General features: G+C 33.7%; 21 protein-coding genes. 14 read left to right on the top strand and 7 right to left on the bottom strand.

What is annotated here, in order from left to right:
- Positions 1–3: 3 nt before the first annotated feature.
- The 8 genes from DFQ02_RS01470 (at position 4) to DFQ02_RS01435 (ending at position 9690) form a co-directional block, all read left to right on the top strand.
- Positions 4–2028, top strand: coding sequence for a DUF3857 domain-containing protein (locus DFQ02_RS01470; RefSeq protein WP_116039208.1), 2025 nt, complete (start codon positions 4–6; stop codon positions 2026–2028).
- Positions 2029–4041: a transglutaminase domain-containing protein gene (locus DFQ02_RS01465; protein WP_116039207.1), complete on the top strand. Its 2013-nt coding sequence runs from the start codon at positions 2029–2031 to the stop codon at positions 4039–4041. It abuts the gene before it with no gap.
- Positions 4041–4367, top strand: a complete 327-nt coding sequence (locus DFQ02_RS01460) for a nucleotide pyrophosphohydrolase (RefSeq protein ID WP_116039206.1) — start codon at positions 4041–4043, stop codon at positions 4365–4367. The genes DFQ02_RS01465 and DFQ02_RS01460 overlap by 1 nt, the downstream gene beginning before the upstream one ends.
- 106 nt (positions 4368–4473) lie before the next feature.
- On the top strand, positions 4474–5697 hold the full coding sequence (locus DFQ02_RS01455; RefSeq protein ID WP_116039205.1) for a 3-phosphoshikimate 1-carboxyvinyltransferase: 1224 nt from the start codon (positions 4474–4476) through the stop codon (positions 5695–5697).
- 138 nt (positions 5698–5835) lie between these two features.
- Complete coding sequence (gene queA, locus DFQ02_RS01450; RefSeq protein ID WP_116039204.1) at positions 5836–6885, top strand: tRNA preQ1(34) S-adenosylmethionine ribosyltransferase-isomerase QueA; 1050 nt, start codon at positions 5836–5838, stop codon at positions 6883–6885.
- Positions 6886–7188: 303 nt separating this feature from the next.
- The gene (gene rlmN / locus DFQ02_RS01445) at positions 7189–8229 is read left to right on the top strand and encodes a 23S rRNA (adenine(2503)-C(2))-methyltransferase RlmN (RefSeq protein ID WP_116039203.1); all 1041 of its coding nucleotides are present in this window, start codon (positions 7189–7191) and stop codon (positions 8227–8229) included.
- A gap of 20 nt (positions 8230–8249) precedes the next feature.
- Entirely contained in the window at positions 8250–8621 is a 372-nt protein-coding gene (locus DFQ02_RS01440) for a gamma-glutamylcyclotransferase family protein (RefSeq protein WP_116039202.1), read from the top strand.
- A gap of 91 nt (positions 8622–8712) precedes the next feature.
- Positions 8713–9690, top strand: a complete 978-nt coding sequence (locus tag DFQ02_RS01435) for a polyprenyl synthetase family protein (RefSeq protein ID WP_116039201.1) — start codon at positions 8713–8715, stop codon at positions 9688–9690.
- Positions 9691–9697: 7 nt separating this feature from the next.
- Here DFQ02_RS01435 and DFQ02_RS01430 read toward each other — a convergent pair whose 3' ends face one another.
- From DFQ02_RS01430 to metK, 4 genes are all read right to left on the bottom strand, one after another.
- A complete protein-coding gene (locus tag DFQ02_RS01430; protein WP_116039200.1) occupies positions 9698–10666 on the bottom strand; it encodes a transglutaminase family protein in 969 nt (322 codons plus the stop codon).
- Positions 10667–10672: 6 nt separating this feature from the next.
- The gene (locus DFQ02_RS01425) at positions 10673–11599 is read right to left on the bottom strand and encodes an alpha-E domain-containing protein (protein ID WP_116039199.1); all 927 of its coding nucleotides are present in this window, start codon (positions 11597–11599) and stop codon (positions 10673–10675) included.
- A gap of 5 nt (positions 11600–11604) precedes the next feature.
- The gene (locus DFQ02_RS01420; protein ID WP_116039198.1) at positions 11605–13047 is read right to left on the bottom strand and encodes a circularly permuted type 2 ATP-grasp protein; all 1443 of its coding nucleotides are present in this window, start codon (positions 13045–13047) and stop codon (positions 11605–11607) included.
- Between the two features lie 497 nt (positions 13048–13544).
- Entirely contained in the window at positions 13545–14798 is a 1254-nt protein-coding gene (gene metK / locus DFQ02_RS01415) for a methionine adenosyltransferase (RefSeq protein WP_116039197.1), read from the bottom strand.
- A 623-nt stretch (positions 14799–15421) separates the two neighbouring features.
- On the opposite strand from metK, the gene ilvD reads away from it, so the two are divergent.
- The 6 genes from ilvD (at position 15422) to DFQ02_RS01385 (ending at position 23062) form a co-directional block, all read left to right on the top strand.
- On the top strand, positions 15422–17104 hold the full coding sequence (gene ilvD / locus DFQ02_RS01410; protein ID WP_116039196.1) for a dihydroxy-acid dehydratase: 1683 nt from the start codon (positions 15422–15424) through the stop codon (positions 17102–17104).
- Positions 17105–17168: 64 nt separating this feature from the next.
- Positions 17169–18887: a biosynthetic-type acetolactate synthase large subunit gene (gene ilvB / locus DFQ02_RS01405; protein WP_394342989.1), complete on the top strand. Its 1719-nt coding sequence runs from the start codon at positions 17169–17171 to the stop codon at positions 18885–18887.
- 89 nt (positions 18888–18976) lie between these two features.
- On the top strand, positions 18977–19507 hold the full coding sequence (ilvN, locus tag DFQ02_RS01400) for an acetolactate synthase small subunit (RefSeq protein ID WP_116039195.1): 531 nt from the start codon (positions 18977–18979) through the stop codon (positions 19505–19507).
- 61 nt (positions 19508–19568) lie between these two features.
- Positions 19569–21044 (top strand): ketol-acid reductoisomerase, encoded by a 1476-nt coding sequence (gene ilvC / locus DFQ02_RS01395; RefSeq protein ID WP_116039194.1) that lies wholly within the window; start codon positions 19569–19571, stop codon positions 21042–21044.
- A 208-nt stretch (positions 21045–21252) separates the two neighbouring features.
- Positions 21253–22503 (top strand): threonine ammonia-lyase IlvA, encoded by a 1251-nt coding sequence (gene ilvA / locus DFQ02_RS01390; RefSeq protein WP_116039193.1) that lies wholly within the window; start codon positions 21253–21255, stop codon positions 22501–22503.
- Between the two features lie 43 nt (positions 22504–22546).
- Entirely contained in the window at positions 22547–23062 is a 516-nt protein-coding gene (locus DFQ02_RS01385; RefSeq protein ID WP_116039192.1) for a plastocyanin/azurin family copper-binding protein, read from the top strand.
- Positions 23063–23119: 57 nt separating this feature from the next.
- Here the strand turns inward: DFQ02_RS01385 and DFQ02_RS01380 are convergent, their stop codons facing one another.
- Genes DFQ02_RS01380 through DFQ02_RS01370 form a run of 3 tightly spaced genes read right to left on the bottom strand, consistent with a single transcriptional unit; the run spans position 23120 to position 26216 of the window.
- Positions 23120–23917, bottom strand: a complete 798-nt coding sequence (locus tag DFQ02_RS01380) for a 3-keto-disaccharide hydrolase (protein ID WP_116039191.1) — start codon at positions 23915–23917, stop codon at positions 23120–23122.
- Positions 23918–23946: 29 nt separating this feature from the next.
- The gene (locus tag DFQ02_RS01375) at positions 23947–24534 is read right to left on the bottom strand and encodes a gluconate 2-dehydrogenase subunit 3 family protein (RefSeq protein WP_116039190.1); all 588 of its coding nucleotides are present in this window, start codon (positions 24532–24534) and stop codon (positions 23947–23949) included.
- Complete coding sequence (locus DFQ02_RS01370) at positions 24531–26216, bottom strand: GMC oxidoreductase (RefSeq protein WP_116039189.1); 1686 nt, start codon at positions 26214–26216, stop codon at positions 24531–24533. The genes DFQ02_RS01375 and DFQ02_RS01370 overlap by 4 nt, the downstream gene beginning before the upstream one ends.
- Position 26217 lies beyond the last annotated feature (1 nt).

The raw sequence follows: 26217 nt of genomic DNA, 5'->3' as shown, positions 1-26217 counted from the left end.
ACCATGAGAGTTTTACTAATTGTATTTGTTCTATGTTTTACAAACTTGATATTTTCACAAGACTATAAATTTGGAAAAGTTTCAAAAGAAGAGCTTAAAGAAACGGTTTGTTCTCTAGACTCAACAGCAAACGCCGCTTATTTATATAAATACAGACGAAGCTATTACGTGTATATCAAGGATGAAGGATTTGTATTAAAAACAGATATACATGAGCGTATAAAAATCTATAATCAGGATGGGTTTGACTATGCAACAAAGCAGATTCGACTTTATCAAGGAGGTAGTGGAGAAGAAAAAATTTCTAATTTAAAAGCTTATACATACAATATAGAAAAAAACAAAGTTTTAGCTGAAAAGTTAAGTAAAGATGGCATTTTTAAATCTGAAGCAAGTAAATACTCTAATAAAGTAAAGTTTACCATGCCTAATATAAAACCAGGATCTGTTATTGAATATAAGTACCAGATAACATCGCCATATTGGTCTAATGTTGATGAGTTTATTTTTCAGTATGATATACCAATTAAAAAATTAGAAGCAGAATTTGATGTTCCTGAATATTATAATTTTAAAGTAAATACAAAAGGGTTTTTATCTGTTGCGCCTACAGTAGAAAGTAAAACAGATGTTATTAGATTTGTAGATAAAGCAAGGTCTCTAGCAGGAGGTGGATATAATGGTGCGGTAACAACATCGTTTAATAGCTCAGAAATAACATATTATACTCAAATCAATAAATACAATCTTACTGACATTCCAGCACTAAAAGAAGAGCCTTTTGTTAATAGTATTAATAACTACAGGGCATCGGCAAAATATGAACTTTCTTATACCAAGTTTCCAAATTCAACGGTAAAGACGTACTCAACTACTTGGGAAGATGTTGTAGATAGGGTTTATAAAAGTTCAAGTTTTGGCGATGAACTTAAAAGAACAGGTTATTTTCAGAATGATATTGATGCACTCGTAGGTTCGGTATCGGGGGCAGAAGAAAAAATGATGATGATTTTTGATTATGTGAAATCTCAGGTTAAATGGAATGGTTATTATGGCTTTTATGCCGATGATGTTAAAAAAGCATACAAGAACCATGCAGGTAGTAGTGGTGATATTAATTTAATGCTCACCGCTATGTTGCGATATGCTGGGTTAAATGCAAATCCTGTTTTAGTAAGTACAAGAACGCATGGAGTGCCTCTATTTCCAACAAGGGAAGGTTATAACTATGTAGTGTCTTGGGTAAAACTACCTGATGGTACTGAGGTCTTATTAGACGGAACTGACAAATATTCGGTTCCAAATATTCTACCATTAAGAGCTTTAAATTGGCAAGGAAGAATTGTAGCTGAAAACGGTGGCTATGGGGTTATTGATTTATATCCTAAAAGTCTATCAGAGAATAACGTTATTATGATGGCTAAAATAGATGAGGAAGGAGCTTTAGAGGGCAGTTACAGAAGTATAAAAACAAACCACAGGGCTTTGTCTTTTAGAAATAGTTATAACGAAGCAGATAAAGATGATTACTTAGAAAAATTGGAAAACAGGTATAATGGCATAGAGATTTCTGATTATAATGTTAAAAATGATACGGATTTATCTAAACCAATACAAGAGTCCTATAAATTCAATAAGGAAAGTCAAGTTGATATCATAGGAGATAAAATGTATTTTTCACCGCTATTTCATTTAAGAACAAAAGAAAACCCTTTTAAGTTAGAAAAAAGAGAATTTCCTGTAGATTTTGGCTATCCATCAGTGACTTCCTATAGAGTAATTTTAAATATTCCAGAAGGATACAAAATAGAAAGTACACCAGAGTCTGTAGCCTTAGCGTTACCAGATAATCTAGGGTCTTTTAGTTACATGGTGAAGGGTAGTGGGCGCAACATTCAAATAATGGTAGAGACACAAATAAATGAGTCTATTATATCACCAATATATTATGAGGTCTTAAAAGAGTACTTTAATTCATTTATTCAAAAGGAAGCAGAACAAGTGGTGCTAAACAAAAAACAAATATAGATGAGGGGATTAAGTTTTATTTGTTTATTTCTTTTCGCGCTTATTTGTGAAGGCCAGAATTATAAATTTGGTAAAGTTTCAAAAGAGGAATTAGAAGAAAAAGTTTGTTCTATTGATTCTTCTGCAAGTGCCGCTTATTTGTTTAAAAAAAGGCATACCTATTTTAGTTATCATAGATCAGATGGTTTTAAACTTCATACGGAAATGCACGCACGTATTAAAATCTATAATCAAGATGGGTTTGATTACGCAACAAAGGAGATGAATTTATACAAAGATGGTGTATTAGAAGATAAAATGACTGAATTTAAAGCGTACACCTTTAATGTTGAAAACGGTAAAGTTATTCAGAATAAATTAGAGAAAAACGAGGTGTATAAATCAGATGTGAGCAAATACTTAAATGAAGTGAAATTTACAATGCCTAATATAAAGTCTGGTAGTGTAGTAGAATATAAATATATTATAGTCTCCCCGTTTTGGTCTAATGTAGATGAGTTTATTTTTCAGCACAGTATTCCAACAAAAAGGGTAGAAGCTATTTTTGAGGTGCCAGAGTACTTCAGTTTTAAGCCAAGAACTAAAGGGTATTTGGTGTTTCAGCCTATCCAGGAAGAAAAGAGAGATAAACTTTTCTATAAAACTGAGGTTCCCATAACTGAAAACACCAAGTTGGATACAAAAAGCCTTTACAGAACAGGAGAGATTGAATATAAAAAAGATATCTATACATATGATCTCGAGAATATTGCGGCTATTAATGATGAGCCTTACGTAAATAATATAAATAATTATAGGGCATCTGTTAAGTATGAGCTGTCCTATACTAAGTTTCCTCACTCAGCAATAGAATATTTTTCTACTACTTGGCAGGATGTTGTAGAAAGAATTTACAAGAGTGCCAGTTTTGGTGACGAACTTAAAAAAACTGCTTATTTTAAGAATGATATAGATGCGTTGTTGGCTTCGGTTTCAGACCCTGTAAAAAAGGCTGCTTTGATTTTTAATTTTGTTAAGTCACAGGTAAAGTGGAATGGTTATTATGGCTTTTATTCAGAGGATATAAAAAAGGCTTACAAAGACCATGTAGGTAATTCTGGTGACATAAACTTAATGTTAACCGCTATGCTTCGGTATGCAGGTTTAAATGCGAATCCTGTTTTAGTGAGTACTAGAAATCATGGAGTACCATTGTTTCCAACCAGAGAAGGCTATAATTATGTGGTAACCTGGGTAAAACTACCTGATGGTTCTGAAGCTTTGTTGGACGCAACTGAAGAATATTCTATTCCAAATATTTTACCATTAAGAGTTTTGAATTGGCAGGGGAGAATAGCGGCAGAAAATGGAGGTTCTGGTTTAATTGATTTGTATCCTAGGACAAAATCAAAGAATTTAATTTCTATGATGTTGAAGATTGATGAAGAAGGAACAATTCATGGAAATTATAGAAGTACTAAAACTAATCATAAGGCACTAGCTTTTAGAAATGAATACATAAGAGCAGATAAAAGTGATTTTTTAGAAAGACTAGAGAATACTTATGATGGTATTAAAATTGAAAATTATGTGGTTAAGAACGATACAGATTTATCAAAACCAGTTACAGAATCTTATAAGTTTTTAAAAGAAAATCAAGCTGACATTATTGGAGATAAAATGTATTTTTCACCGCTATTCCATTTTAGAACAGTTGAGAATCCTTTTAAGTTAGAAAAAAGAGAGTTTCCAGTAGATTTTGGGTATCCATCTGTATCTTCATATAAGATATTGATTAATATTCCTGAGGGATACATAATAGAAAGTATTCCAGAGTCTGTTTCTCTTGCTTTGCCAGATAGCCTAGGGTCTTTTAGCTACAATGTTATGGGTAATGGTAGTACTATTCAAGTAGCTGTTGAGACACAAATTAATCAATCTATTTTGTCTCCAATTTATTATGAGGCATTAAAGGAATATTTTAATACATTTATACAAAAAGAAGCAGAACAAATAGTTTTATCAAAAGTATAATGGATATAAAAAACGCTCAAAAGGTTGTAGATGAATGGATAAATGAACATGGTGTACGCTATTTTAATGAGCTTACTAATATGGCGCAACTCACCGAAGAGGTTGGAGAAGTTGCACGTATTATAGCACGACGCTACGGAGAACAAAGCGAAAAGGAAAGTGATAAGGATAAAGATCTCGGCGAAGAGTTAGCCGATGTACTTTTTGTGTTATTGTGTTTGGCTAATCAAACGGGTACCGATTTACAGCAAGCTTTTGATAAAAGAATGGAAAAAAAAGCCAAACGAGACCATGATAGGCATCATAATAATGAAAAATTGAAATAATATTTTATTCAAGAAAAGAGGTCATAAAAAAAATCAATAAGTTTCATAGTATTAATCTCTATTATCCAGTAAATTTGCAGCTTGTTTATAACAGGTATTCATAGTTATGCAAATTACACTTCATAAATCTGAGATAGCACAAAAGTCTTCAGTTCAAATAACAGGGTCGAAAAGTGAATCTAATAGGCTATTACTATTAAAAGCATTATACCCCGTATTTACACTTAAAAACGTATCTAACTCAGATGATAGTAACTTAATGACAAGCGCATTGAGTTCGAATTCTGAAATAGTTGATATCCATCATGCTGGTACTGCCATGCGATTTCTTACTGCTTTTTTTGCAATTCAAGAAGGAAGAACAGTTACACTTACGGGTTCTAAACGTATGAAAGAACGGCCTATAAAAATTCTAGTAGAGGCCTTAAAAGCGTTAGGAGCTGATATTGAATACGAATTAAACGAGGGGTTTCCACCCATAAAAATAACAGGTAAAAAACTCACCAGACATAAAGTGTCATTGGCAGCTAATGTAAGTAGTCAATATATTTCGGCGTTATTACTCATTGCTTCAAAATTAGAAAACGGACTAGAATTAACGCTTGAAGGAGAAATCACGTCGGTACCATATATAAAAATGACCTTAAGCTTATTAGATGAAATTGGGATAGAAACATCTTTTGAAGATAATGTCATTACTGTTAAGCCCAATACAAAAAACCCAATGCCTAAAACCTTAGTAGTAGAATCAGATTGGTCTTCAGCATCATACTATTTCAGTATAGTAGCCATAAGTAAAGTTGGTACAGAGATTTGCTTATCATCATACAAAAAAAACTCATTACAAGGCGATTCTGTTTTAGTTGATATTTACAAGTATTTTGGAGTTGAAACTATTTTTAAAGACCATACAATCACCTTAAAGAAAATATCTTCTGAAGTACAGCCGTTAGAGCTAGATTTAAAAAATGCTCCGGATATTGCGCAAACCATTGCAGTGACATGTTTTACTTTAGGGATTCCTTGTGATTTATTCGGTCTTCATACACTAAAAATAAAGGAAACCGACAGATTGGTGGCTTTAAAAACCGAAATAGAAAAATTAGGAGGAGATGTTGAGATTACAGATAAATCTTTACACTTAAAGGCCTCAAAGAATATCAAGGAATTTGTATCTATTGCAACCTATAACGACCACAGAATGGCTATGGCATTTGCACCTATTGCTTTAAAGTCACCCATTGTGATAGAGGATGCTATGGTGGTTTCAAAATCATATCCAACCTTCTGGGACGATTTAAAATCTATTGGTTTTAAAATATCTCAATAATAATTAGGTAATTACTTGACAACCCCTATTTACAGATTGTATATTTGCAACTTTGTAAAAATATCTGTAGAAAAAGATATAGATTATTTATTAGGATAGATATCAGCTTTTACATCAAACTATTTTAAAAAAGAGTACATGAAATTATCAAACTTTGGCTTTAATTTACCTCAAGAACTTTTAGCAGAATACCCATCAGAAAACAGAGACGAATCACGCTTAATGGTTTTAAATAGAAAAGAACAAACCATTGAACACAAACTGTTTAAAGATATCATTAATTATTTTGATCAAGATGATGTGTTAATACTAAACAACACAAAAGTATTTCCTGCAAGATTATACGGTAATAAAGAAAAGACTGGTGCTAGGATAGAAGTGTTCTTGTTGAGAGAACTTAATGAAGAACAACGCCTTTGGGATGTTTTGGTAGACCCCGCTAGAAAAATTAGAATTGGTAATAAACTTTACTTTGGTGATGATGAAACTTTAGTAGCAGAGGTTATTGATAATACTACTTCAAGAGGAAGAACACTACGTTTTTTATATGATGGTTCCTATTCTGATTTTCGTAGAAAACTACAAGAATTAGGTGAAACACCATTGCCTAAATACATTAAAAGAGATGTTGAACCAGAGGATGAAGACCGTTACCAAACTATTTATGCAAAAAATGAAGGAGCAGTTGCAGCTCCTACAGCAGGACTTCATTTTTCTAAGCACTTATTAAAGCGCTTAGAGATCAAAGGTGTTAATTTTGCCGAAGTAACCTTACATGTTGGCTTGGGTACTTTCAACCCTGTTGAGGTAGAAGATCTTTCTAAACATAAAATGGATAGTGAAGAAATTTCTATAAATAGTTTAGCAGTAGAAACTGTAAACAAGGCTATTCAAAATAAAAAACGAGTGTGTGCTGTAGGTACTACAGCTATGAGAACTATTGAAAGTTCTGTGTCTTCAAACGGTTTACTTAATGAAATGGAAGGTTGGACTAATAAATTTATATTTCCACCATACGATTTTAGTATTGCCAACTGTATGATAACTAATTTTCATACACCAAAATCAACATTATTAATGATGGTATCAGCATTTGCTGGTCATGATTTTATTATGAAGGCTTACGAAGAAGCAGTTAAGGAAAAGTATAGATTTTACAGTTACGGAGATGCTATGTTAATCATATAATAAAGTATCAAGTGTCATACATTAAGCCCCTTTTATTGGGGCTTTTTTGTTTTACATATAGCTATGTGCTTATTAAACTATATAGTAGTGACATTTAGGACTTGAGCTTTACTCATTGTTTAATGTTTTAGGTTGTTGTATTCGTGAATATAAATATTTAGGCCGATGCTTTTTTGTTTTGCATAAGTAGAACAACTCAAAAAGAGTTCCAATAATACCTCAATTTCTAATGCAAGATTAAAATCGTAATTCCTAAATCAAAAATCGTATATCGCATTTGCTTTCGTTATTTTTGCAAGACTTATGGCAATTACAAAAAAAGACATCAGAGCATTAACCAAAAACCAACTTAGAGAATTCTTTGTACAGGAAGGTGATCAAGCATTTCGTGGTAATCAAGTCTATGAATGGTTGTGGCAGAAATCTGCACATAGTTTTGATGCTATGACCAACCTATCAAAAAGTACGCGCCAAATGCTTGAGGATAATTTTGTAATTAACCACATTAAGGTGGATACCATGCAGCGTAGTAGTGATGGTACGGTTAAAAATGCGGTGAGATTACATGATGGGTTAGTAGTAGAATCGGTTTTAATTCCAACCAAATCTAGAACTACGGCCTGTGTATCAAGTCAGGTGGGTTGCAGTTTAGATTGCAGGTTTTGTGCAACAGCACGCTTAAAGCGTATGCGTAACCTAAACCCTGATGAAATTTATGATCAAGTAGTTACCATAGACCAAGAAAGTAGATTGTATCATAATAGGCCGCTAAGCAATATTGTGTTTATGGGTATGGGAGAACCACTCATGAACTATAATAATGTACTAAAGGCCATTGATAAGATTACTTCACCAGAAGGATTAGGGATGTCTCCAAAACGTATTGTGGTTTCAACCTCCGGAGTTCCAAAAATGATAAAGAAAATGGCTGATGATGGCGTAAAGTTCAAGTTGGCGGTATCTTTACATTCGGCTATAGATGAAGTGCGTGATACCATTATGCCATTTAATAAAACCTTTCCGCTTAAAGATTTAAGGGAAGCATTACAATATTGGTATGCAAAAACCAAGAACAGAATTACTTATGAATACGTAGTTTGGAGAGGTATAAATGATAAGAGAAAAGACGTAGATGCTTTAGTTAGTTTTTGCAAGTTTGCACCAAGCAAAGTAAACCTCATTGAGTATAACCCTATCGATGATGGTGAGTTTCAACAGGCAAATCTAGAAGCCATAGATATGTATCAAAAAGTTCTGGAAGCTAATGATATTATAGTAACTATCCGTAGGAGTAGAGGAAAAGATATTGATGCTGCCTGTGGGCAATTAGCCAATAAAAACTAGTCTATTGTATTATTTAAACTATGAATAAGCAGTATTATTTTGTTTATGGAACACTAAAAAAAGGGTATTGTAACCATAAACTATTGAGAGATTCTAAAAAAATACGAGACTATATAACAAGACCAGAATACAGCATGGTTAATTTACAGTCATTTCCCGGGGTTGTAAAAAATGGTAATACTGCAATTCACGGAGAAATTTATGAAGTTGTTGATGAGATGATAGAGAAAAGTTTAGATAAACTTGAAGGTTATTATAAACCAAATAATAAAGAAAACCTTTTTAACAAAGAGTATTTTGACATTGAGGGAGAAAAAGTGTTTATCTATATTTTAAACACATCTAAAGTAGCTATAGAAAAATACCAAATAATACCTACCGGCAAATGGTAATCAAAGTTGCCTGATAAAAAAACAGTAATTTCATAAAGCTGAATTTCAATAAAACAATTAATATTATATTTGAACTTTCTAAAAATTAAAATTGAAAATAGTTGAACAGATAAAGCAACCTATAGCCTTTGAAATGGAGCTTTTCGAACAAAAGTTTCAATTGTCAATGTCAAGCAAAGTAGCTTTGTTGAATAGAATTACCCACTACATAGTAAATAGTAAAGGAAAGCAAATGCGCCCCATGTTTGTGTTTTTAGTAGCCAAAATGGTGTCTAATGGCGAGGTGAGGGAACGCACTTATAGAGGCGCTTCGGTAATAGAGTTAATACATACTGCAACGTTGGTTCATGACGATGTAGTTGACGATAGTAATAGACGTCGAGGTTTTTTCTCTGTAAATGCCCTATGGAAAAACAAGATAGCTGTTTTGATTGGCGATTTTTTATTATCTAAGGGCTTGTTGTTGTCTATAGATAATAATGATTTTGATTTACTAAAAATTATCTCGGTAGCAGTAAGAGAAATGAGTGAGGGAGAGTTGCTTCAAATTGAAAAGGCTAGAAAATTAGATATCACCGAGGAGGTGTATTATGAAATCATTCGTCAAAAAACAGCAACGTTAATAGCTGCCTGCTGTAGCTTGGGAGCAGCTTCAGTAAAACCGGATTCCGAGCATGTTGAAAAAATGCGAAAATTTGGAGAACTTATTGGTATGGCATTTCAAATAAAAGATGACTTATTTGATTATGGAGACACGGCCATTGGAAAACCAACTGGAATTGATATCAAGGAGCAAAAAATGACCTTACCTTTAATATATGTTCTTAATAATTCAAGTAAAAAAGATAAGAATTGGCTTATTAATTCGGTGAAAAATCATAATAAAGATAAAAGGCGAGTGAAAGAAGTCATTAACTTTGTGAAAGACAATGGTGGACTGGATTATGCTGTAACTAAAATGAAAGCCTTCCAAGAAGAGGCAATAAAAATGCTTAATGATTATCCGGAATCTGAGTTTAAAAGCTCTTTAGAGCTTATGGTTAATTATGTGATTGATAGGAAGAAGTGATTTTTTATTACTGTTGCTGCTGCTGTTGGGTAAATTCTAAATTTTGCCGGTAGCTATTTTTAGGGATACTATTTTTAGAAGTATCAGATCTTTCTGAATCAGATTCATCTATGCTAATATCATTATGGTTTTTTGTTGTGCTAACATGTACTTTTACAAATAAACTATCTTTTACTTGGCCTCTATAAACCCCTTTAACAGGAGTACAATCATTATAATTTCTACCAACAGCAACTTTCACATGATGTTCAGAGGCTACAAGATTGTTAGTAGGATCTAAACCTAACCACCCATAAAAAGGAATATAGACTTCTATCCACGCATGTGTAGCGCCTTCACCTCTAGTTTTGGAGTCTCCAGGACAAATGTAACCACTAACATAACGAGCTGGTATACCCATCATGCGTACCATTTGTAATAAAATGTTAGTAAAGTCTTGACAAACGCCAGCTTTAAGTTCCCAAACTTGGTCTAATTTAGAATCTACATTAGTAATGCCTTGAATATATTTAAAGTTGTTATAAATAAACTCGCAGAACTCTAAAGCTACTTTATAAGGAGTTATGAGAGATTTATTTTTTGAAGCAATCATTTTTCTAATATCAGGAGTGCCATCAAAAGTGATAAATTTTAAATAGTCCATAAACAGGATATCCTCTTTCAAAGATTCTAAGAGCTGCCATTGCTCTTCAGGTTTAGCTTTGTCTTCTGGAAAGACAACAGGTTGGGTATTAACTTCAATATCAGACTCAATTGATAAAAAATTGTGAGGAGTAATTAACATAAACGTACCAACAATATTGTGATAAAAATCTTGGTAAGTGGTAACGCTTGGGTTTCCGTTTATTGTTATCTTTTGCGATACTACTTTTTGAAATTCATTATTGAAGGGGTATAAACGTATTTGATTGGCTCCATCAATCACATTACCGCTATATGTGTATTTTGTCATATGTTTTATGTAGTACAAAGCCATAATAACCTAACTTTGGTTTGAAAAATACACATTATTGATGCTTAAGGAAATATTTGTGATATCGTTTTTTATACTAGCAATAAAATTAGTTAATCCTTGCTCATTAATGCTTTCTATGGTTGTGTATTGAATGGTGCTTTGTAACTTTCCTAAAAGGAATTCTAAATCGTTATTGACCAATTCATTGGTTTGTATAAGCTGATTGATATGTCTGCTTAATTTGTTAACACAATAATATAAGGATTTTGGGAATAATTGTTCTTGAAATATTAACTTTATTATAAAATCCTCTTGAAATGTAGACTTATATTTCTTTAAATAGAGCTGGTAGGCACCAATGGATAGTAAAAAATTTTTCCAAAGAAAACTTCGTTCTAAGGCATCAGATGTTTTTGCTATTTCCTTCAATTTCATGGAAGCAAGATCTGAGATTTGAATAACGCGTTCCAAAAATTTGCCAATATCCATAAAGTAGTAAGCAGAACCTCGTTCTTGAGTAATGTCAATCTTTCCGTAATATAGTAATTGGTGGTTTAATAGTCTGTCTAAAAAAACTACAGGGTCTTCTTGGTATAGTTTGTTTGGTAGTTCTGGCTTTGTCAGATAAAGATAGTAACTATTAATACCAAGCCATAGCTCTCTTGGAATGTGCTCTTGAACACTTCTTGCGTTTTCACGCGATCTTGTAACTAAATTAATTATAGAATTTTGATTATCTAAATTAAAAATCATGTGATTAATACACTCAATTGAATTTTCTGAAGAAAAACCACTGTCAGATCCACAATAGTTGTTAATTATAGGAGTCCATGGGAAAAGATCAGGAGAATCTTGATGGGCAGAGTAATTCACTTTTAATAAATTCAATACGCTATAACCGCGTTCCATATAGCGGTTCATCCAAATTAAGTTATTTGCTACTCTACTAAGCATTTTAATTATTTAATTACCCAAGTATCTTTACTGCCACCACCTTGTGAACTATTCACAACCAGAGAGCCCTTTTTAAGAGCTACACGAGTTAAACCTCCTGGGCAAATATCAATGCCATCAGGGCCATATAATGCAAAAGGCCTTAAATCTACACATCTAGGTGATAGTTTACCATCTATATAACATGGTGCTGTGGATAGTTTTAAAATAGGTTGTGCAATATATGCTGCAGGGTTTTTATTAACAACTTTAAAATAGTCATCGATTTCCTCATTACTTGCTTCATGCCCCATCAACATACCGTAACCACCACTACCATCAGTTTTTTTAATTACCATTTTGTTGATATTTTTTTTCACATAAGCAAAATCCTCAGGTTTACCAAGTTGATAGGTTTCAATATTTTTTAATATAGGTTCTTCGTTTAAGTAGTATCTAATCATATCCGGAACAAAGGTGTAAACAGCTTTGTCATCTGCTATTCCAGTGCCTGGAGCATTAACTATAGTAACGTTGCCTTTACGATATGCAGACATAATACCCGCTACACCTAAAACGCTTTTTGAATTAAATTCCATAGGATCAAGAAAATCATCATCAACTCTACGGTAAATGACATCAACTCGTTTTAGTCCAAAAGTAGTTTTCATATAAACCACATGATCCTTTACTACTAAATCAGAGCCTTCAACGAGCTCAATTCCCATTAAACGCGCTAGAGTGGTATGTTCGTAATATGCAGAATTATATATACCTGGAGTTAGTAAAACTACATTGGGATTGTCTTGAGTACTGCATTGGCGTAGCTTTTTGTAAAGAATATCAGGATAACTAGAAACCGAAAGTACATTGCATTTGGGTAATATACCTGGAAAAATACGCTTAGATATTTCTCTATTCTCGAGCATGTAACTAACACCAGAAGGCGTTCTTAGATTATCTTCTAACACATAAAATTCTCCGTCATTGTTTCTTATTAAATCTACTCCTGTAATATGAACATAAATGTCAAAAGGTGGCGTGACACCTTTCATTTCTCTTAAAAAATAAGGGCAATCATATATTAAATTTGCAGGAACAACTTTGTCTTTAAAAATAAATTGCTCGTTATAAATATCTTTTATGAAGAGGTTTAAAGCTGTGATGCGTTGCTTAATGCCATTTTCAATTTTTTCCCATTCTTTAGAAGTAATTATTCTTGGTAAGATATCAAATGGAAAAATTTTCTCAATACCTTTTTCGTCATTGTAAACGGTAAAGGTAACCCCCTGATGCATAAACAATTGTTTGGAAAGTTCTTCTTTTTTCGAAAGTTCTTCCGGTGAGGTGTACTGTAAATAATTGCTTATAATTTCATACTGCTTTCGCAATGCATCATTATTTGAAAACATCTCGTCCCAAGTGTCTTTTAAAAAATCATAAGAAGAAAAAAGAGTTGAATTTTGCATATTCAGTACTATGAGAGTTGTTTTATCAAATTTAATAAAAATTGAATGATTATCATGTATTTTAATAAATGTCAATAAATAAATTATCAAAACCTTTATTTTGATAAATAATAAATAGATATTTAACAATATAAACATGTTTTGTTATTATTCTTTTAATATCATTTAATAGATGAATTAACCTTTAGGCAACCACTAGTATAAAAATTACGTTTGTATAGACAGAAAGTAAAATGAGCTAGAATTCACAAAAGGGCTAAAAAAACAATAGGAAAGTTTAACACGAGTTGTTTGAATTGCACACGCCTAAAATACTATGTGTATGGAGGTGTTGTGTTATGTGCTAAATACAATTTGCCTCCAATTTTCAAAAATAAGCAAATAGATCAATGCAATTTATCAATAGGCGTATACTTTGATATGTACTAAATTATAATTTTTGAACAAGTTAAAAAGCTTCCAATATTTGGAAGCTTTTTAAGAATTTTTTAAGTTTTTTATAGGCCAAACGCCTGTTTTACTTTATCTACATAATCTAGTTTTTCCCAAGTAAATAATTCAACATCTAATGTAATACTTTCTCCGCTCGGTTGTGAAAATGTTTTTGTAACCGTTCTATTGGTTCGTCCCATGTGTCCGTATGCTGCCGTTTCACTATACATAGGTGAACGTAATTTTAAACGTTCTTCAATGGCATAAGGGCGCATATCAAATATTTTAGATACCTTTTTAGCAATATCTCCATCGCTCAAATTAACCTTTGATGTTCCATAGGTATCAATAAAAATACCCATAGGTTCCACAACACCAATAGCATAACTAACTTGTACCAAAACTTCATCTGAAACCCCAGCGGCTACTAGGTTTTTAGCAATATGTCTAGTAGCATAAGCGGCACTTCTATCAACTTTACTTGGATCCTTTCCTGAAAAAGCACCACCACCATGAGCGCCTTTTCCACCGTAGGTGTCTACAATAATTTTACGTCCTGTTAAGCCTGTATCACCATGTGGTCCACCAATAACAAATTTTCCTGTAGGATTAATGTGATATTTAATATTGTCATTAAATAAATTTTGAGTAGCCTCTGGTAATTTAGCTACAACTCTAGGAATCAGTATCTCAACAATATCTTTTCTAATTTGGGCCAACATGGTCTCGTCATCATCAAAATCATCGTGTTGTGTAGATATTACAATAGCGTCAATACGTTGCGGTACATTGTCATCGCTATATTCAATGGTCACCTGACTTTTAGAATCTGGTCTTAAATAAGTAATATCTTTATTCTCTCTGCGTAGTGCTGCAAGTTCAATTAAGATTCTATGAGATAAATCAAGAGCTATAGGCATGTAGTTTTCGGTTTCATTGGTAGCATAGCCAAACATCATTCCTTGGTCACCTGCACCTTGTTCTTGCTTAGTGCCACGGTCTACTCCTTGATTGATGTCTGGAGATTGAGGGTGGATAGCCGAAAACACACCACAAGAATTTCCATCGAACATGTATTCGCCTTTGGTATAACCTATTTTGTTGATGGTGTCTCTTGCTATTTTTTGAACATCTAAATAAGTGGTAGATTTGACCTCACCAGCTAACACCACTTGTCCGGTAGTTACTAAGGTTTCGCAGGCTACTTTAGAATCTATATCAAAAGCTAGAAAATTATCAATAAGGGCATCACTAATCTGGTCTGCAACTTTATCTGGGTGCCCTTCAGAAACACTTTCCGAAGTGAATAAATAAGACATTTTTTGTAATTTACTGAGTAAGATTTGACGGAAAACGTCAAGGAAGCAAACACTGCCTTTAGCATTTTTTATTTCCAATTTATTTCAGAATCTTTTTATTAAGTGAAATAAACTAGAAGAGGTTGCAATCAGTCAAATCTTTCCTCTATTAATACGAGAGCAAAAATATAAAATTTAATAGAAACACTATTCAATTTTTATTTTTTTAACCAAAATTTTAGTTGGTAGATTTTAATTGTAAACATTTGTTGCGTTCAAGATGAAAAGTTTATATTCTAACATCATTCCTTTCAGTGGCATTCTGGTTATTTCACATGGATAGAAAATGTTATTTGATAAAAGTAAAATACAACTCAAGCCTTCCTATTATTAAGGAAGGTTTTTTTGTGATTTTTTTCAAGTATTGGGCATCATAAAAAAATAAAGTTAAAACATTGTTAATCAGAGATGTATTATGTTTTTCTGTGCTATGAATTTAACCTTGTTTTATATAAATAAAAACCCGAAAATGGTTAAAGGTTTATTTTCGTTGATTATAAATTAACATTTTTTGTTAAAACTCTTAAAATCGTTGAATTATCAACATACATACTGAATAAGATTTAAAATTATTGATAAAGAACATGAGCGAACTTAATAAATATAGTAAAACAGTTACTCAAAATCCATCACAACCAGCATCGCAAGCAATGTTATACGCTGCTGGTTTAACAGAAGAAGATTTAAAGAAGCCTCAAATTGCTATAGGAAGTACGGGATATGACGGAAACCCTTGTAACATGCATTTGAATAATATAGCTGCTGAAATTAAAAAACGTATAAACGAAACGGGTCAAGTAGGATTAGTATTTGGGACCATTGGTGTTTCAGATGGGATTTCTATGGGTACTCCTGGAATGAAATATTCATTAGCTTCTAGAGATATCATAGCAGACTCAATGGAGACTGTAGTAAATGGTATGGCTTACGATGGATTAATTGGTGTAGTTGGTTGTGATAAAAATATGCCAGGTGCTATTATTGCCATGTTAAGGTTGAACAGACCATCTATTATGGTTTATGGAGGAAGTGTTGCTTCAGGTAAATATAAAGGTCGCAAATTAAATATTGTGTCTGCTTTTGAGGCGTTGGGTCAAAAAATTGCTGGTGAAATTGATGATGCAGAATATAAGGAAATAATTAAAAAATCTATTCCAGGAGCTGGTGCGTGTGGAGGGATGTATACTGCTAATACTATGGCGTCTTCTATAGAATGCATGGGAATGGCGTTACCATATAACTCATCTATTCCAGCGGTGAACCCAAGCAAACTTACAGAAGCTGAACGTACAGCAAAGGCTATGAAAAATCTTTTGGAATTAGATTTAAAACCAAAAGATATTGTTACTAAGAAGTCTATTGAGAACGCCATTACTTTAGTAAATGCCTTGGGAGGATCTACCAATGCGGTATTACATTACTTGGCAATTGCATATGCTGCCGATATAGAGTTTAGTTTAGAAGATTTTCAAAAAATTAGCGATAGAACACCACTCATTGGAGATTTAAAACCATCAGGTAAATATTTAATGGAAGATGTTCATGGTATTGGAGGGACACCTAAAATCATGAAATATTTGTTAGAAAAAGGACTTTTACATGGTGAATGTATGACGGTAACAGGTAAAACACTAGCCGAAAATCTTGCTGATGTTGAAGCCATGGAGTTTGAAGAGCAAGATGTTGTTTACAGTACCGATAAGGCTTTAAAATCTTCTGGAAACCTGCAAATATTAAGAGGGAACTTAGCCGAAGAAGGTGCGGTTGCTAAAATATCAGGAAAAGAAGGATTGAAATTTGAAGGAAAAGCAGTGGTTTACAACAGTGAACCTGAAGCGAATGATGGGATTTCTAATGGAGAAGTAGAAAAAGGAAATGTTGTCGTCATTCGTTACGTAGGACCAAAAGGAGGACCTGGAATGCCAGAAATGCTAAAACCTACATCGATGATTATGGGAGCAGGTTTGGGTAAATCGGTGGCCCTAATTACAGATGGTCGTTTCTCTGGAGGAACCCATGGGTTTGTTGTGGGTCATGTAACACCAGAGGCACAAGTTGGCGGTACTATTGCTCTTGTTGAAACAGGAGATACCATTACGATTAATGCCGAGGATAACACAATTACCCTAAATATTTCAGATGAGGAAATGGCAAGTCGAAAAGCTAAATGGCAAGCACCTCCATTAAAGCATACTAAAGGGATATTGTACAAATATGCACGTTCTGTAGCTTCGGCTTCAGAAGGGTGTGTTACTGATAAATATTAAAAAAATAAAATAATACCTAATGCGAATGCAAAAGGTGAAAAGTTATAAAATGAATACTGAAACCATGGAAACCAATAAAACGGCAGCTACCAAAACGGAGCGTATCACCGGATGTGAAGCTATTATAAGATGTTTGATTGAGGAAGGGGTTGATATATTATATGGCTACCCAGGTGGTGCTATTATGCCGGTTTACGATGAATTGTTCAAATATCAAGGAAAAATTCATCATGTATTAACACGTCATGAACAAGGGGCAGCACATGCAGCTCAGGGATACGCTCGTATTTCTGGAAAAGTAGGGGTTGCCATGGCGACGTCTGGTCCAGGAGCAACAAATTTAGTTACTGGTATTGCAGATGCTCAAATAGATTCTACGCCGCTAGTATGTATTACGGGGCAAGTGCCTTCGCATTTGTTAGGTAGCGATGCCTTTCAAGAAACTGATATTGTTGGTATTTCTACACCTGTTACCAAATGGAATCATCAAGTTACGAAGGCCGAGGATATTCCTGTGGTTTTGGCTAAAGCATTTTATATAGCAAGAAGTGGAAGACCAGGGCCTGTTTTAATAGATATTACAAAAGATGCGCAGTTTCAGGAATTTGATTTTTCGTACAAAAAGTGTACTGGAATAAGAAGTTATACACCTGCTCCAAAGGTTAATATTGAGTCTTTGAAGACTGCCGCAGAATTAATCAATAATGCTAAAAAACCACTAATTGTTTGGGGTCAAGGTGTTATTTTAGGTGAAGCAGAAGAAGAGTTAAAAGCGGTAATTGAAAAATCTGGAGTGCCAGCAGCATGGACTATTTTAGGAGCTTCAGCTATTCCAACATCACATCCATTAAACGTTGGTATGGTGGGCATGCACGGTAATTATGCACCTAATAAACTAACCAATGAATGTGATGTTTTAATTGCTATTGGAATGCGTTTTGACGACCGTGTTACAGGAGATTTAAATACTTATGCTAAACAAGCCAAGGTCATTCATTTTGATATAGATCCGGCTGAGATAGATAAGAATGTAAAAACAGATGTTGCTGTTTTAGGAGATTGTAAAGAAAGTTTAGGACTTTTATTAAAGGAACTTAATGCAAATTCACATGAGGATTGGCATCAGGAATTTAAGGACTTATATGAAATTGAATATGAAAAAGTAATCAAGTCTGATTTGCTTCCAGAAAAAGAGGGCTTAACCATGGGAGAAGTTCTTAAGGAAATAAATATACAAACAAAAGGAAATGCAGCTATTGTTTCCGATGTAGGACAGCATCAAATGATTGCTTGCAGATATGCGGAGTTTAATAAAACAAAAAGTAATATTACTTCTGGAGGTTTAGGTACCATGGGGTTTGCCTTACCAGCTGCTATTGGAGCTAAAATGGCAAAACCAGAGCGCGAAGTTGTTGCTATTATTGGAGATGGAGGATACCAGATGAATATTCAAGAATTAGGTACTATTTTCCAACAAGAAGTACCCGTAAAAATTGTAGTTTTGAACAATGAATTTTTAGGAATGGTACGCCAGTGGCAACAATTGTTTTTTGATAAACGCTATGCCTCTACAGAAATGACAAATCCTGATTTTGTAACTATAGCAAAAGGTTATCATATTGATGCAAAAAGAGTTGTAAAACGTGAAGAGTTAGCAGATGCTGTTCAGGAAATGATCGCTTCAAAATCATCTTACTTCCTTGAAGTATGTGTAGAGAAGGAAGATAATGTGTTTCCAATGATTCCTTCAGGTGCTTCGGTATCTGATATTAGATTAAGTTAAAAAGTATAAAGAACCATATAAAAAGAATAAAGAGTTTTAGATAATTACATGTCTTTCTCTTTTTTCTTTTTTCTCATATCTCTTATAAAATGAGTGAAGAAATAAAAACACTTACCATTTCGGTTTATACTGAAAACAATATTGGTCTGTTAAATCGTATATCGGCAATTTTTCAGCGTAGACATATCAATATTGAGAGTTTAACAACATCGCAATCTGAGATTGAAAATGTAAATCGATTCGTTATTGTAGTCAATATAACAGAAATACAAGCTAAAAAAATAGTTGGGCAGATAGAGAAGCAAGTCGAGGTAATCAAGGCTTATTATCATGATGATCATGAAACTATTTATACAGAATCTTGTATGTTCAAGATAAAATCTGACTTGTTGTTTGATGAACCTCAAATTCAAAATATTATAAAGGAAAGTAACACAAGGATTGTAACAGTGAACAGAGAATTTTTTGTTTTAGAAAAATCGGGTAGGCGCCATGAAATTGAAGCCTTGAGAAAAGAATTGAATGTTTTTGGTATCATGCAATTTGTGCGTTCGGGCAGAATAGCAGTTACAAAAGATGAAATGAAAATTACTGAGTTATTAGCACAAATTAAAAATTAACATATAATTAAAGGCCCTTTCTTTTTAGGGTGAAACAAGTATTAAAAACAAGAATATTAAAATGGGAAATTATTTTAACACTTTAACGCTAAGAGACAAATTAGATCAATTATCAAAGTGTAGGTTTATGGATTCTTCAGAGTTTGAAGATGGGGTAAATGCTTTAAAAGGAAAGAAAATTGTAATTGTAGGTTGTGGAGCTCAAGGGCTTAATCAAGGATTGAACATGAGAGATTCTGGTCTTGATATTTCTTATACGTTACGTGAAGCGGCTATCAAGGAAAAAAGAGCTTCTTATGTGAATGCAACAGAGAATGGCTTTAATGTGGGGACTTACGAAGAACTAATTCCAACGGCAGATTTAGTTTTAAATCTTACTCCAGACAAGCAACATACCAGTGTTGTTAACGCGGTAATGCCCTTAATGAAAAAAGGAGCAACATTATCTTATTCTCACGGTTTTAATATTGTTGAAGAAGGCATGCAAATTCGTGAAGATTTAACAGTAATAATGGTAGCACCAAAATGTCCTGGTTCAGAAGTTAGAGAGGAATATAAAAGAGGATTTGGTGTGCCTACACTAATAGCTGTTCATCCTGAAAACGACCCAGAAGGAAAAGGTTGGGCGCAAGCGAAGGCTTACGCTGTAGCAACTGGTGGAGATAGAGCAGGTGTATTGGCATCGTCTTTTGTTGCCGAGGTTAAATCTGATTTGATGGGTGAACAAACCATTTTGTGTGGTTTATTACAAACGGGTTCTATTTTATGTTTCGATAAAATGGTTGAAAAAGGAATTGAACCTGGATATGCTTCTAAGTTAATTCAATATGGATGGGAAACAATCACTGAAGGTCTTAAATATGGTGGAATAACCAATATGATGGATAGATTGTCTAATCCAGCAAAAATTAAAGCTTTTGAATTATCTGAAGAGTTAAAAGATATTATGCGTCCACTATTCCAAAAACACATGGACGATATTATGGAAGGACGTTTCTCTAGTGGAATGATGGCTGATTGGGCTAATGGAGATGCAGACCTTTTAGGTTGGAGAGCAGCTACTGCAGAAACTAATTTTGAAAAAACTCCTGCAGGTGATGTTGAAATTTCAGAACAAGAATATTATGATAATGGGGTTTTAATGGTTGCTTTAGTAAGAGCAGGGGTAGAATTAGCATTCGAGGCAATGACTGAATCAGGAATTATTGATGCATCTGCTTATTATGAGTCTTTACATGAAACTCCTTTAATTGCTAATACTATTGCTAGAAAGAAATTATATGAAATGAACCGTGTGATTTCTGATACGGCTGAGTATGGTTGTTATTTATTCGACCACGCATGTAAGCCTTTATTAGCAGATTTTATGAAAACTATTGATACCAATGTGATTGGTAAAGCATATGCTAAAGATAATGGTGATAGCGTTGATAATGCTAGATTAATTGAGGTTAATGCAGCGTTAAGAGCACATCCAGTAGAAAAAATTGGAACGTTCCTTAGAGCGTCTATGACTGCCATGAAGCCTATTGTTTAAGAATAAATTTAAAAAATCCTCTGCGTTTTAGGTTGAGGGTTTCTTTGAAATTGTCATTCTCAGGAAAATGGGAAGCTAAATATTAAAACCTCATAGTTATAAGACCTATGAGGTTTTTTGTTTTTTATTCCATTTTATGAAAATGCAAATACTTAAATTGCATAATAATTAGTTTTCAATTTCACAGAAGAATAACTTTAGAGGTAACATGACTTACTTTCCAGATATAAATGATGTTAGAGAGGCTGCAGAAACTATCAAAAATGTATCGGCAGTCACACCATTAAGCTATGGATTAAGATATTCCAATAAGTATAATGCTAATATTTATTTTAAAAGGGAAGATCTACAGCAGGTCCGTTCATACAAAATAAGAGGAGCTTATAATAAAATAAGTTCTTTGTCTGAAACCGAAGCTAAAAATGGGGTTGTTTGTGCCAGTGCAGGGAATCATGCACAAGGAGTAGCTTTATCATGTAAGTTGCTAGAAATAAAAGGAACTATTTATATGCCAACACCAACCCCTAACCAAAAGATAGAACAAGTAAAAATGTTTGGTGGGGGGTTTATTGAAATAAAATTAGTGGGAGACACTTTTGATGATGCGTATTATGCAACTGTTTTAGAAGGAAACGAAACGGGCAAAATTTTTATACACCCTTTTGATGATAAAAAGGTTATTGAAGGACAAGCAACTATTGGGTTAGAAATAATTAAACAAGCCAAAGAACCCATTGACTATATTTTTATTCCTGTAGGTGGAGGTGGTTTGGCTGCTGGGTTATCGTCAGTTTTCAAAGTTTTATCTCCAAATACAAAAATTATAGGTGTAGAGCCTGAAGGAGCTCCATCCATGACTGTTTCAATAAAGAATAAAAAAAACACTGAGCTTAAGCACATCGAAAAGTTTGTTGATGGAGCCGCTGTGAAGCGTGTAGGTGATTTAACCTTTCCCATATGCCAACAGAATTTAGATGATATGATTACTGTTCCAGAGGGGAAGATTTGTGAAACTATTTTAGAGCTATATAATAAAGATGCCATTGTAGTTGAGCCAGCAGGTGCTTTAAGTATTGCTGCACTAGATTTTTATGCTGAAAAGATTAAAAATAAAAATATAGTTTGCTTAATAAGTGGAAGTAATAATGATATAACAAGAACCTCAGAAATACAGGAACGTGCTTTACTCTATGCAAATTTGAAGCACTATTTTATTGTTAAATTTCCGCAACGTGCTGGTGCCTTAAAAGAGTTTGTGGTTGATATTTTGGGTAAAGATGACGATATTACTTATTTTGAATATGCAAAAAAAACCAACCGAGAAAATGGTACGGCAGTTGTTGGAATACAATTAAAGTCTTCTGAAGATCTTGAGCCGCTAATTGAAAAAATGAAAAAACATAATTTTTATGGTGATTATCTAAATGATAAGCCAGATTTATTTCAATTTTTAGTTTAATTTAGGCAACCTTTAGAAAAAAGTATTAAACATTTAAAACAAAATGAGAATAGTTAAAGGCGTATTTACATTATTTATCGCAGTTTCACTTTTAGTTAGCTGCGGAGGTGAAAACAAAAAAGATAAAGAAAATTTTTCATATGAAAGTAAATCAACAACCTCAGAGAAAGAGACAGACGACCCTAATGTGGCTAATATCGTTTTAGTGGGAGATGATTTAATGAAATTTGATAAAACTGAAATTAAAGCAAAGTCAGGTCAGAAAGTAAAACTAACCTTGCGACACAAAGGAAAAATGGATGTTCATGTTATGGGGCATAATGTAGTGATACTAAAAAAAGGTGTAGATATTACAACTTTTGCTGGTAAAGCAGCATTAGCAAGAGATAACAATTATATTCCTGTTAATTCACAAGACATTATTGCATTTACTAAAACTATAGGTGGTGGGCAAATCACCTCAATTGAATTTGTTGCTCCTGCTTCTGGGGCTTATGATTTTATTTGTAGTTTCCCAGGGCATTATGCTTTAATGAAAGGGAAGTTTATTGTGGAGTAAAAGTATATAAATATTTAAAAAATTATGCGCTCAGTTTAAAGTTAAACTGAGCGTATTTTATTTTAATTCCATTAATTTAATATTCTTAAATTCTACAGGGTGACTTTCACTTTGCAATGAAATATAGCCGCTTTTTAATGGTTCATTTTCTTTAGGGCTCCATTTATCACCAGTGTTTACCGCTCCGCCTCCAATATGAGGTTTGTTATATGCTAATACTTCTTCTCCATTTATGAAATGCTTTATAATGGAGTCGTTTCTCACTTCAATTTCTACATTTACCCATTGGTCACCATGATAGGTTTTTGAAGAAGATTTTATAATATGCTGTGTCACCAAAGTGTCGTTATAAAATACATTTGTACCAGGGGTACATAAATTTCCTGTAGAGCGTTCATCTATACCATTACCCCCAAGTAATTGTACTTCTATACAAACAGGGAAATTTTGGTTTAGCTCCATGCCTTTTGGGTCTTCACAATGAATCATAATACCACTATTTCTTAGAGCCCAAGCTTTTCCACCTGCAACTTGTTCTCCTAAAAAGCGATAATCCATTTTAAACCTGTAATTACTATATGGTGTTTTGTAAAATAAGTGGCCAAAGGCATTATTAAAGGAATCATAAGCTTTATAAGATACCTTCAACAAGCCATCTTCAACAATAAAGGTGTTTTTGTAATTATTCCCATACTCAAACCCCATTATTTTTGGCGTCCATCCTTCTAAATCCTTACCATTAAAAATTGATTTCCATTCAGTTTTAGTATTCGGGTTTTCTGGTTTTTTTTTACATGAAAGTGTAAATGAAAATATCAATAGAATACATATAATTTTGATTAAATTAGATTTCATATATATGGTTTGTTTAAAGTTCAAATGTTTTATAATGACCAAGCTTTTCCTCCTGTAGCTTCTTCAATTGGAATACACCCTTTTTGAACAGTTGGTATAGGGTCATAAGCTAATACTTCTTCTCCTATTGTTTTACTAGTTTTATAAGCCCAAACAGCTTGATCTCTTAAATTTAAAAGAGATTCGTAGACAAGGTTCTTTTCTTGTTTATATAAGATTTCTTCTTCATTAGTGGGCCTTAAATATTTGTCTAACAAGTTAGTATAGTCTTCGGTTTTTAAATATTGCGCTCCAGATTCAGGAATGGCTAGTGCTTCTATGATGCTCTTTATGCCTTTGCTGTATTTTTCTTTAGCTTCAGTGTCGTAAGCTTTAGAGGCATATAAGTCTAAAAATTCGGGAACATTAACATCTAAGGCTCCAGGCGTAGCTTCAGTTTTTGGTAAAATTAAATCTACCAATTTGGTCATCACTAAACCTTCTTCTTGAGTAAAGAAAAGTGGAACCCATTTTTCTTTTTCAGTAGTACAACTTTGTAATATGCTTAAAGCACTTGGTGCAATAGCAGAATAGCCAATTGTTAATCCAATATTTTTTAATGCTTCTCTACGTTTCATGAATTTTTTGTTTTAAATTGTTTAACGGCATGGTTTGCAGCTCGGGCGGTTAGTGCCATGTAGGTTAAAGATGGATTCTGGCACCCTGCTGAGGTCATACAAGCGCCATCAGTCACATACACATTTGGAACGCTATGAATTTGATTATATTTGTTTAGTACAGATGTTTTAGGGTCTCTTCCCATTCTTGCTGTACCCATTTCATGAATACCTATACCTGGGGCTGCAGGTCTGTCAAACGTGTTTATATTTTTAAATCCAGCTTTATCTAACATCTCAACAGCTTGCTCAATGATGTCTTTTCGCATGTTAAGTTCATTCTCTTTCCATTCTGCATCAAAAGTAATGGTTGGTAATCCCCATTGATCTAATTTTTCATAATCTAAAGTCATTTTATTGTCGTGGTATGGTAAGCATTCTCCAAAGCCACCAAGCCCCATGCGCCATGGTCCAGGTTCTAGTAATTTTTCTTTAAATTCTGCTCCGTAACCTAATTCTGCTACATGCTCAAAAATACCACGTCTTCCAGCGCCCCCTTGGTAACCATAACCTCTTAAAAACGATTTTTGTTCACTGGCCTTGTCTCCTAAGTTTCGAAAACGAGGAATGTAAATACCATTGGGTCTTCTTCCTTTATAATATTTATCATCAAAACCATCAATTGTTCCAGAAGCTCCTGAGCCCAAATGATGATCCATAATATTATGTCCTAATTCTCCAGAATCATTGCCTAAACCGTTTGGAAATCTAGTTGATTTAGATTGCATTAAGATTGATGCGGATGCCATCGCAGAGGCACAACAAAAAATAATATCTGCTTCAAATTCTATTTTTTCCTTGGTTTCAGTATCTATAATTTTTACTCCTATAGCTTTTTTTAAAGTGTCATCATAAACAATTTCATAGGCAATTGAATTTGGCCTTAAAGTCATATTTCCGGTCCGTGCTGCTGCCGGAAGTGTTGAGGCATTACTGCTAAAATAACCGCCATAAGGGCAGCCTCGTCTACACCTAGCCCTGAATTGGCATTTACCACGCCCTTCCCTTGGAGTATTTCCTGTATCATTGGCAACTCTTCCAATGGTTAGAACACGTCCTTGGTTTTTTGCCATTTCTGTTTTAAGATGTTCTTCTACACAGTTGAGTTCCATAGGTGGTTCAAAAACACTGTCTGGCAGATGAGGTAAGCCGAGTGCTTCACCACTTATTCCAACAAAACGTTCCACATAACTATACCAAGGCTCGATGTCTTTGTAACGAATAGGCCAATCTACACCATATCCATCTTTTATATTAGCTTCAAAATCTAAATCACTTAATCTATAAGATTGTCTACCCCACATGATAGAACGACCCCCAACATGATATCCTCTTAGCCAATCGAATCTTTTTTTCTCATTGTAAGGATGTTCAAAATCATTTACAAACCAATGTCTGGAATCTTTTTTTACAATGTAACCAGTTCTAGCTTGCTTGTACTGTTGAGAAAGTTCTTCGGGTGTAGGTTCTCCTCTGAGCTCCATGTCCCATGGGTCTAAATTCATGGTTGGATAGTCCTTTATGTGTTCTACCATTCTGCCACGTTCAAGAACCAAGGTCTTTAATCCACCCTCACATAATTCCTTGGCGGCCCATCCTCCAGTAATTCCTGTTCCAATGACAATAGCATCATATTTTTCCATT

It is taken from the genome of Seonamhaeicola aphaedonensis (assembly GCF_003386195.1).
GTDB classification, from domain to species: domain Bacteria; phylum Bacteroidota; class Bacteroidia; order Flavobacteriales; family Flavobacteriaceae; genus Seonamhaeicola; species Seonamhaeicola aphaedonensis.
This window is presented reverse-complemented; position numbering and strand designations above follow the sequence as displayed.

Bases quoted from the DNA above. Each gene is read 5' to 3' on its own strand.
- DFQ02_RS01470 (WP_116039208.1), top strand. From the start codon at position 4: ATGAGAGTTTTACTAATTGTATTTGTTCTATGTTTTACAAACTTGATA.
- DFQ02_RS01465 (WP_116039207.1), top strand. From the start codon at position 2,029: ATGAGGGGATTAAGTTTTATTTGTTTATTTCTTTTCGCGCTTATTTGT.
- DFQ02_RS01460 (WP_116039206.1), top strand. From the start codon at position 4,041: ATGGATATAAAAAACGCTCAAAAGGTTGTAGATGAATGGATAAATGAA.
- DFQ02_RS01455 (WP_116039205.1), top strand. From the start codon at position 4,474: ATGCAAATTACACTTCATAAATCTGAGATAGCACAAAAGTCTTCAGTT.
- queA (WP_116039204.1), top strand. From the start codon at position 5,836: ATGAAATTATCAAACTTTGGCTTTAATTTACCTCAAGAACTTTTAGCA.
- rlmN (WP_116039203.1), top strand. From the start codon at position 7,189: ATGGCAATTACAAAAAAAGACATCAGAGCATTAACCAAAAACCAACTT.
- DFQ02_RS01440 (WP_116039202.1), top strand. From the start codon at position 8,250: ATGAATAAGCAGTATTATTTTGTTTATGGAACACTAAAAAAAGGGTAT.
- DFQ02_RS01430 (WP_116039200.1), bottom strand. From the start codon at position 10,666: ATGGCTTTGTACTACATAAAACATATGACAAAATACACATATAGCGGT.
- DFQ02_RS01425 (WP_116039199.1), bottom strand. From the start codon at position 11,599: ATGCTTAGTAGAGTAGCAAATAACTTAATTTGGATGAACCGCTATATG.
- DFQ02_RS01420 (WP_116039198.1), bottom strand. From the start codon at position 13,047: ATGCAAAATTCAACTCTTTTTTCTTCTTATGATTTTTTAAAAGACACT.
- metK (WP_116039197.1), bottom strand. From the start codon at position 14,798: ATGTCTTATTTATTCACTTCGGAAAGTGTTTCTGAAGGGCACCCAGAT.
- ilvD (WP_116039196.1), top strand. From the start codon at position 15,422: ATGAGCGAACTTAATAAATATAGTAAAACAGTTACTCAAAATCCATCA.
- ilvB (WP_394342989.1), top strand. From the start codon at position 17,169: ATGGAAACCAATAAAACGGCAGCTACCAAAACGGAGCGTATCACCGGA.
- ilvN (WP_116039195.1), top strand. From the start codon at position 18,977: ATGAGTGAAGAAATAAAAACACTTACCATTTCGGTTTATACTGAAAAC.
- ilvC (WP_116039194.1), top strand. From the start codon at position 19,569: ATGGGAAATTATTTTAACACTTTAACGCTAAGAGACAAATTAGATCAA.
- ilvA (WP_116039193.1), top strand. From the start codon at position 21,253: ATGACTTACTTTCCAGATATAAATGATGTTAGAGAGGCTGCAGAAACT.
- DFQ02_RS01385 (WP_116039192.1), top strand. From the start codon at position 22,547: ATGAGAATAGTTAAAGGCGTATTTACATTATTTATCGCAGTTTCACTT.
- DFQ02_RS01380 (WP_116039191.1), bottom strand. From the start codon at position 23,917: ATGAAATCTAATTTAATCAAAATTATATGTATTCTATTGATATTTTCA.
- DFQ02_RS01375 (WP_116039190.1), bottom strand. From the start codon at position 24,534: ATGAAACGTAGAGAAGCATTAAAAAATATTGGATTAACAATTGGCTAT.
- DFQ02_RS01370 (WP_116039189.1), bottom strand. From the start codon at position 26,216: ATGGAAAAATATGATGCTATTGTCATTGGAACAGGAATTACTGGAGGA.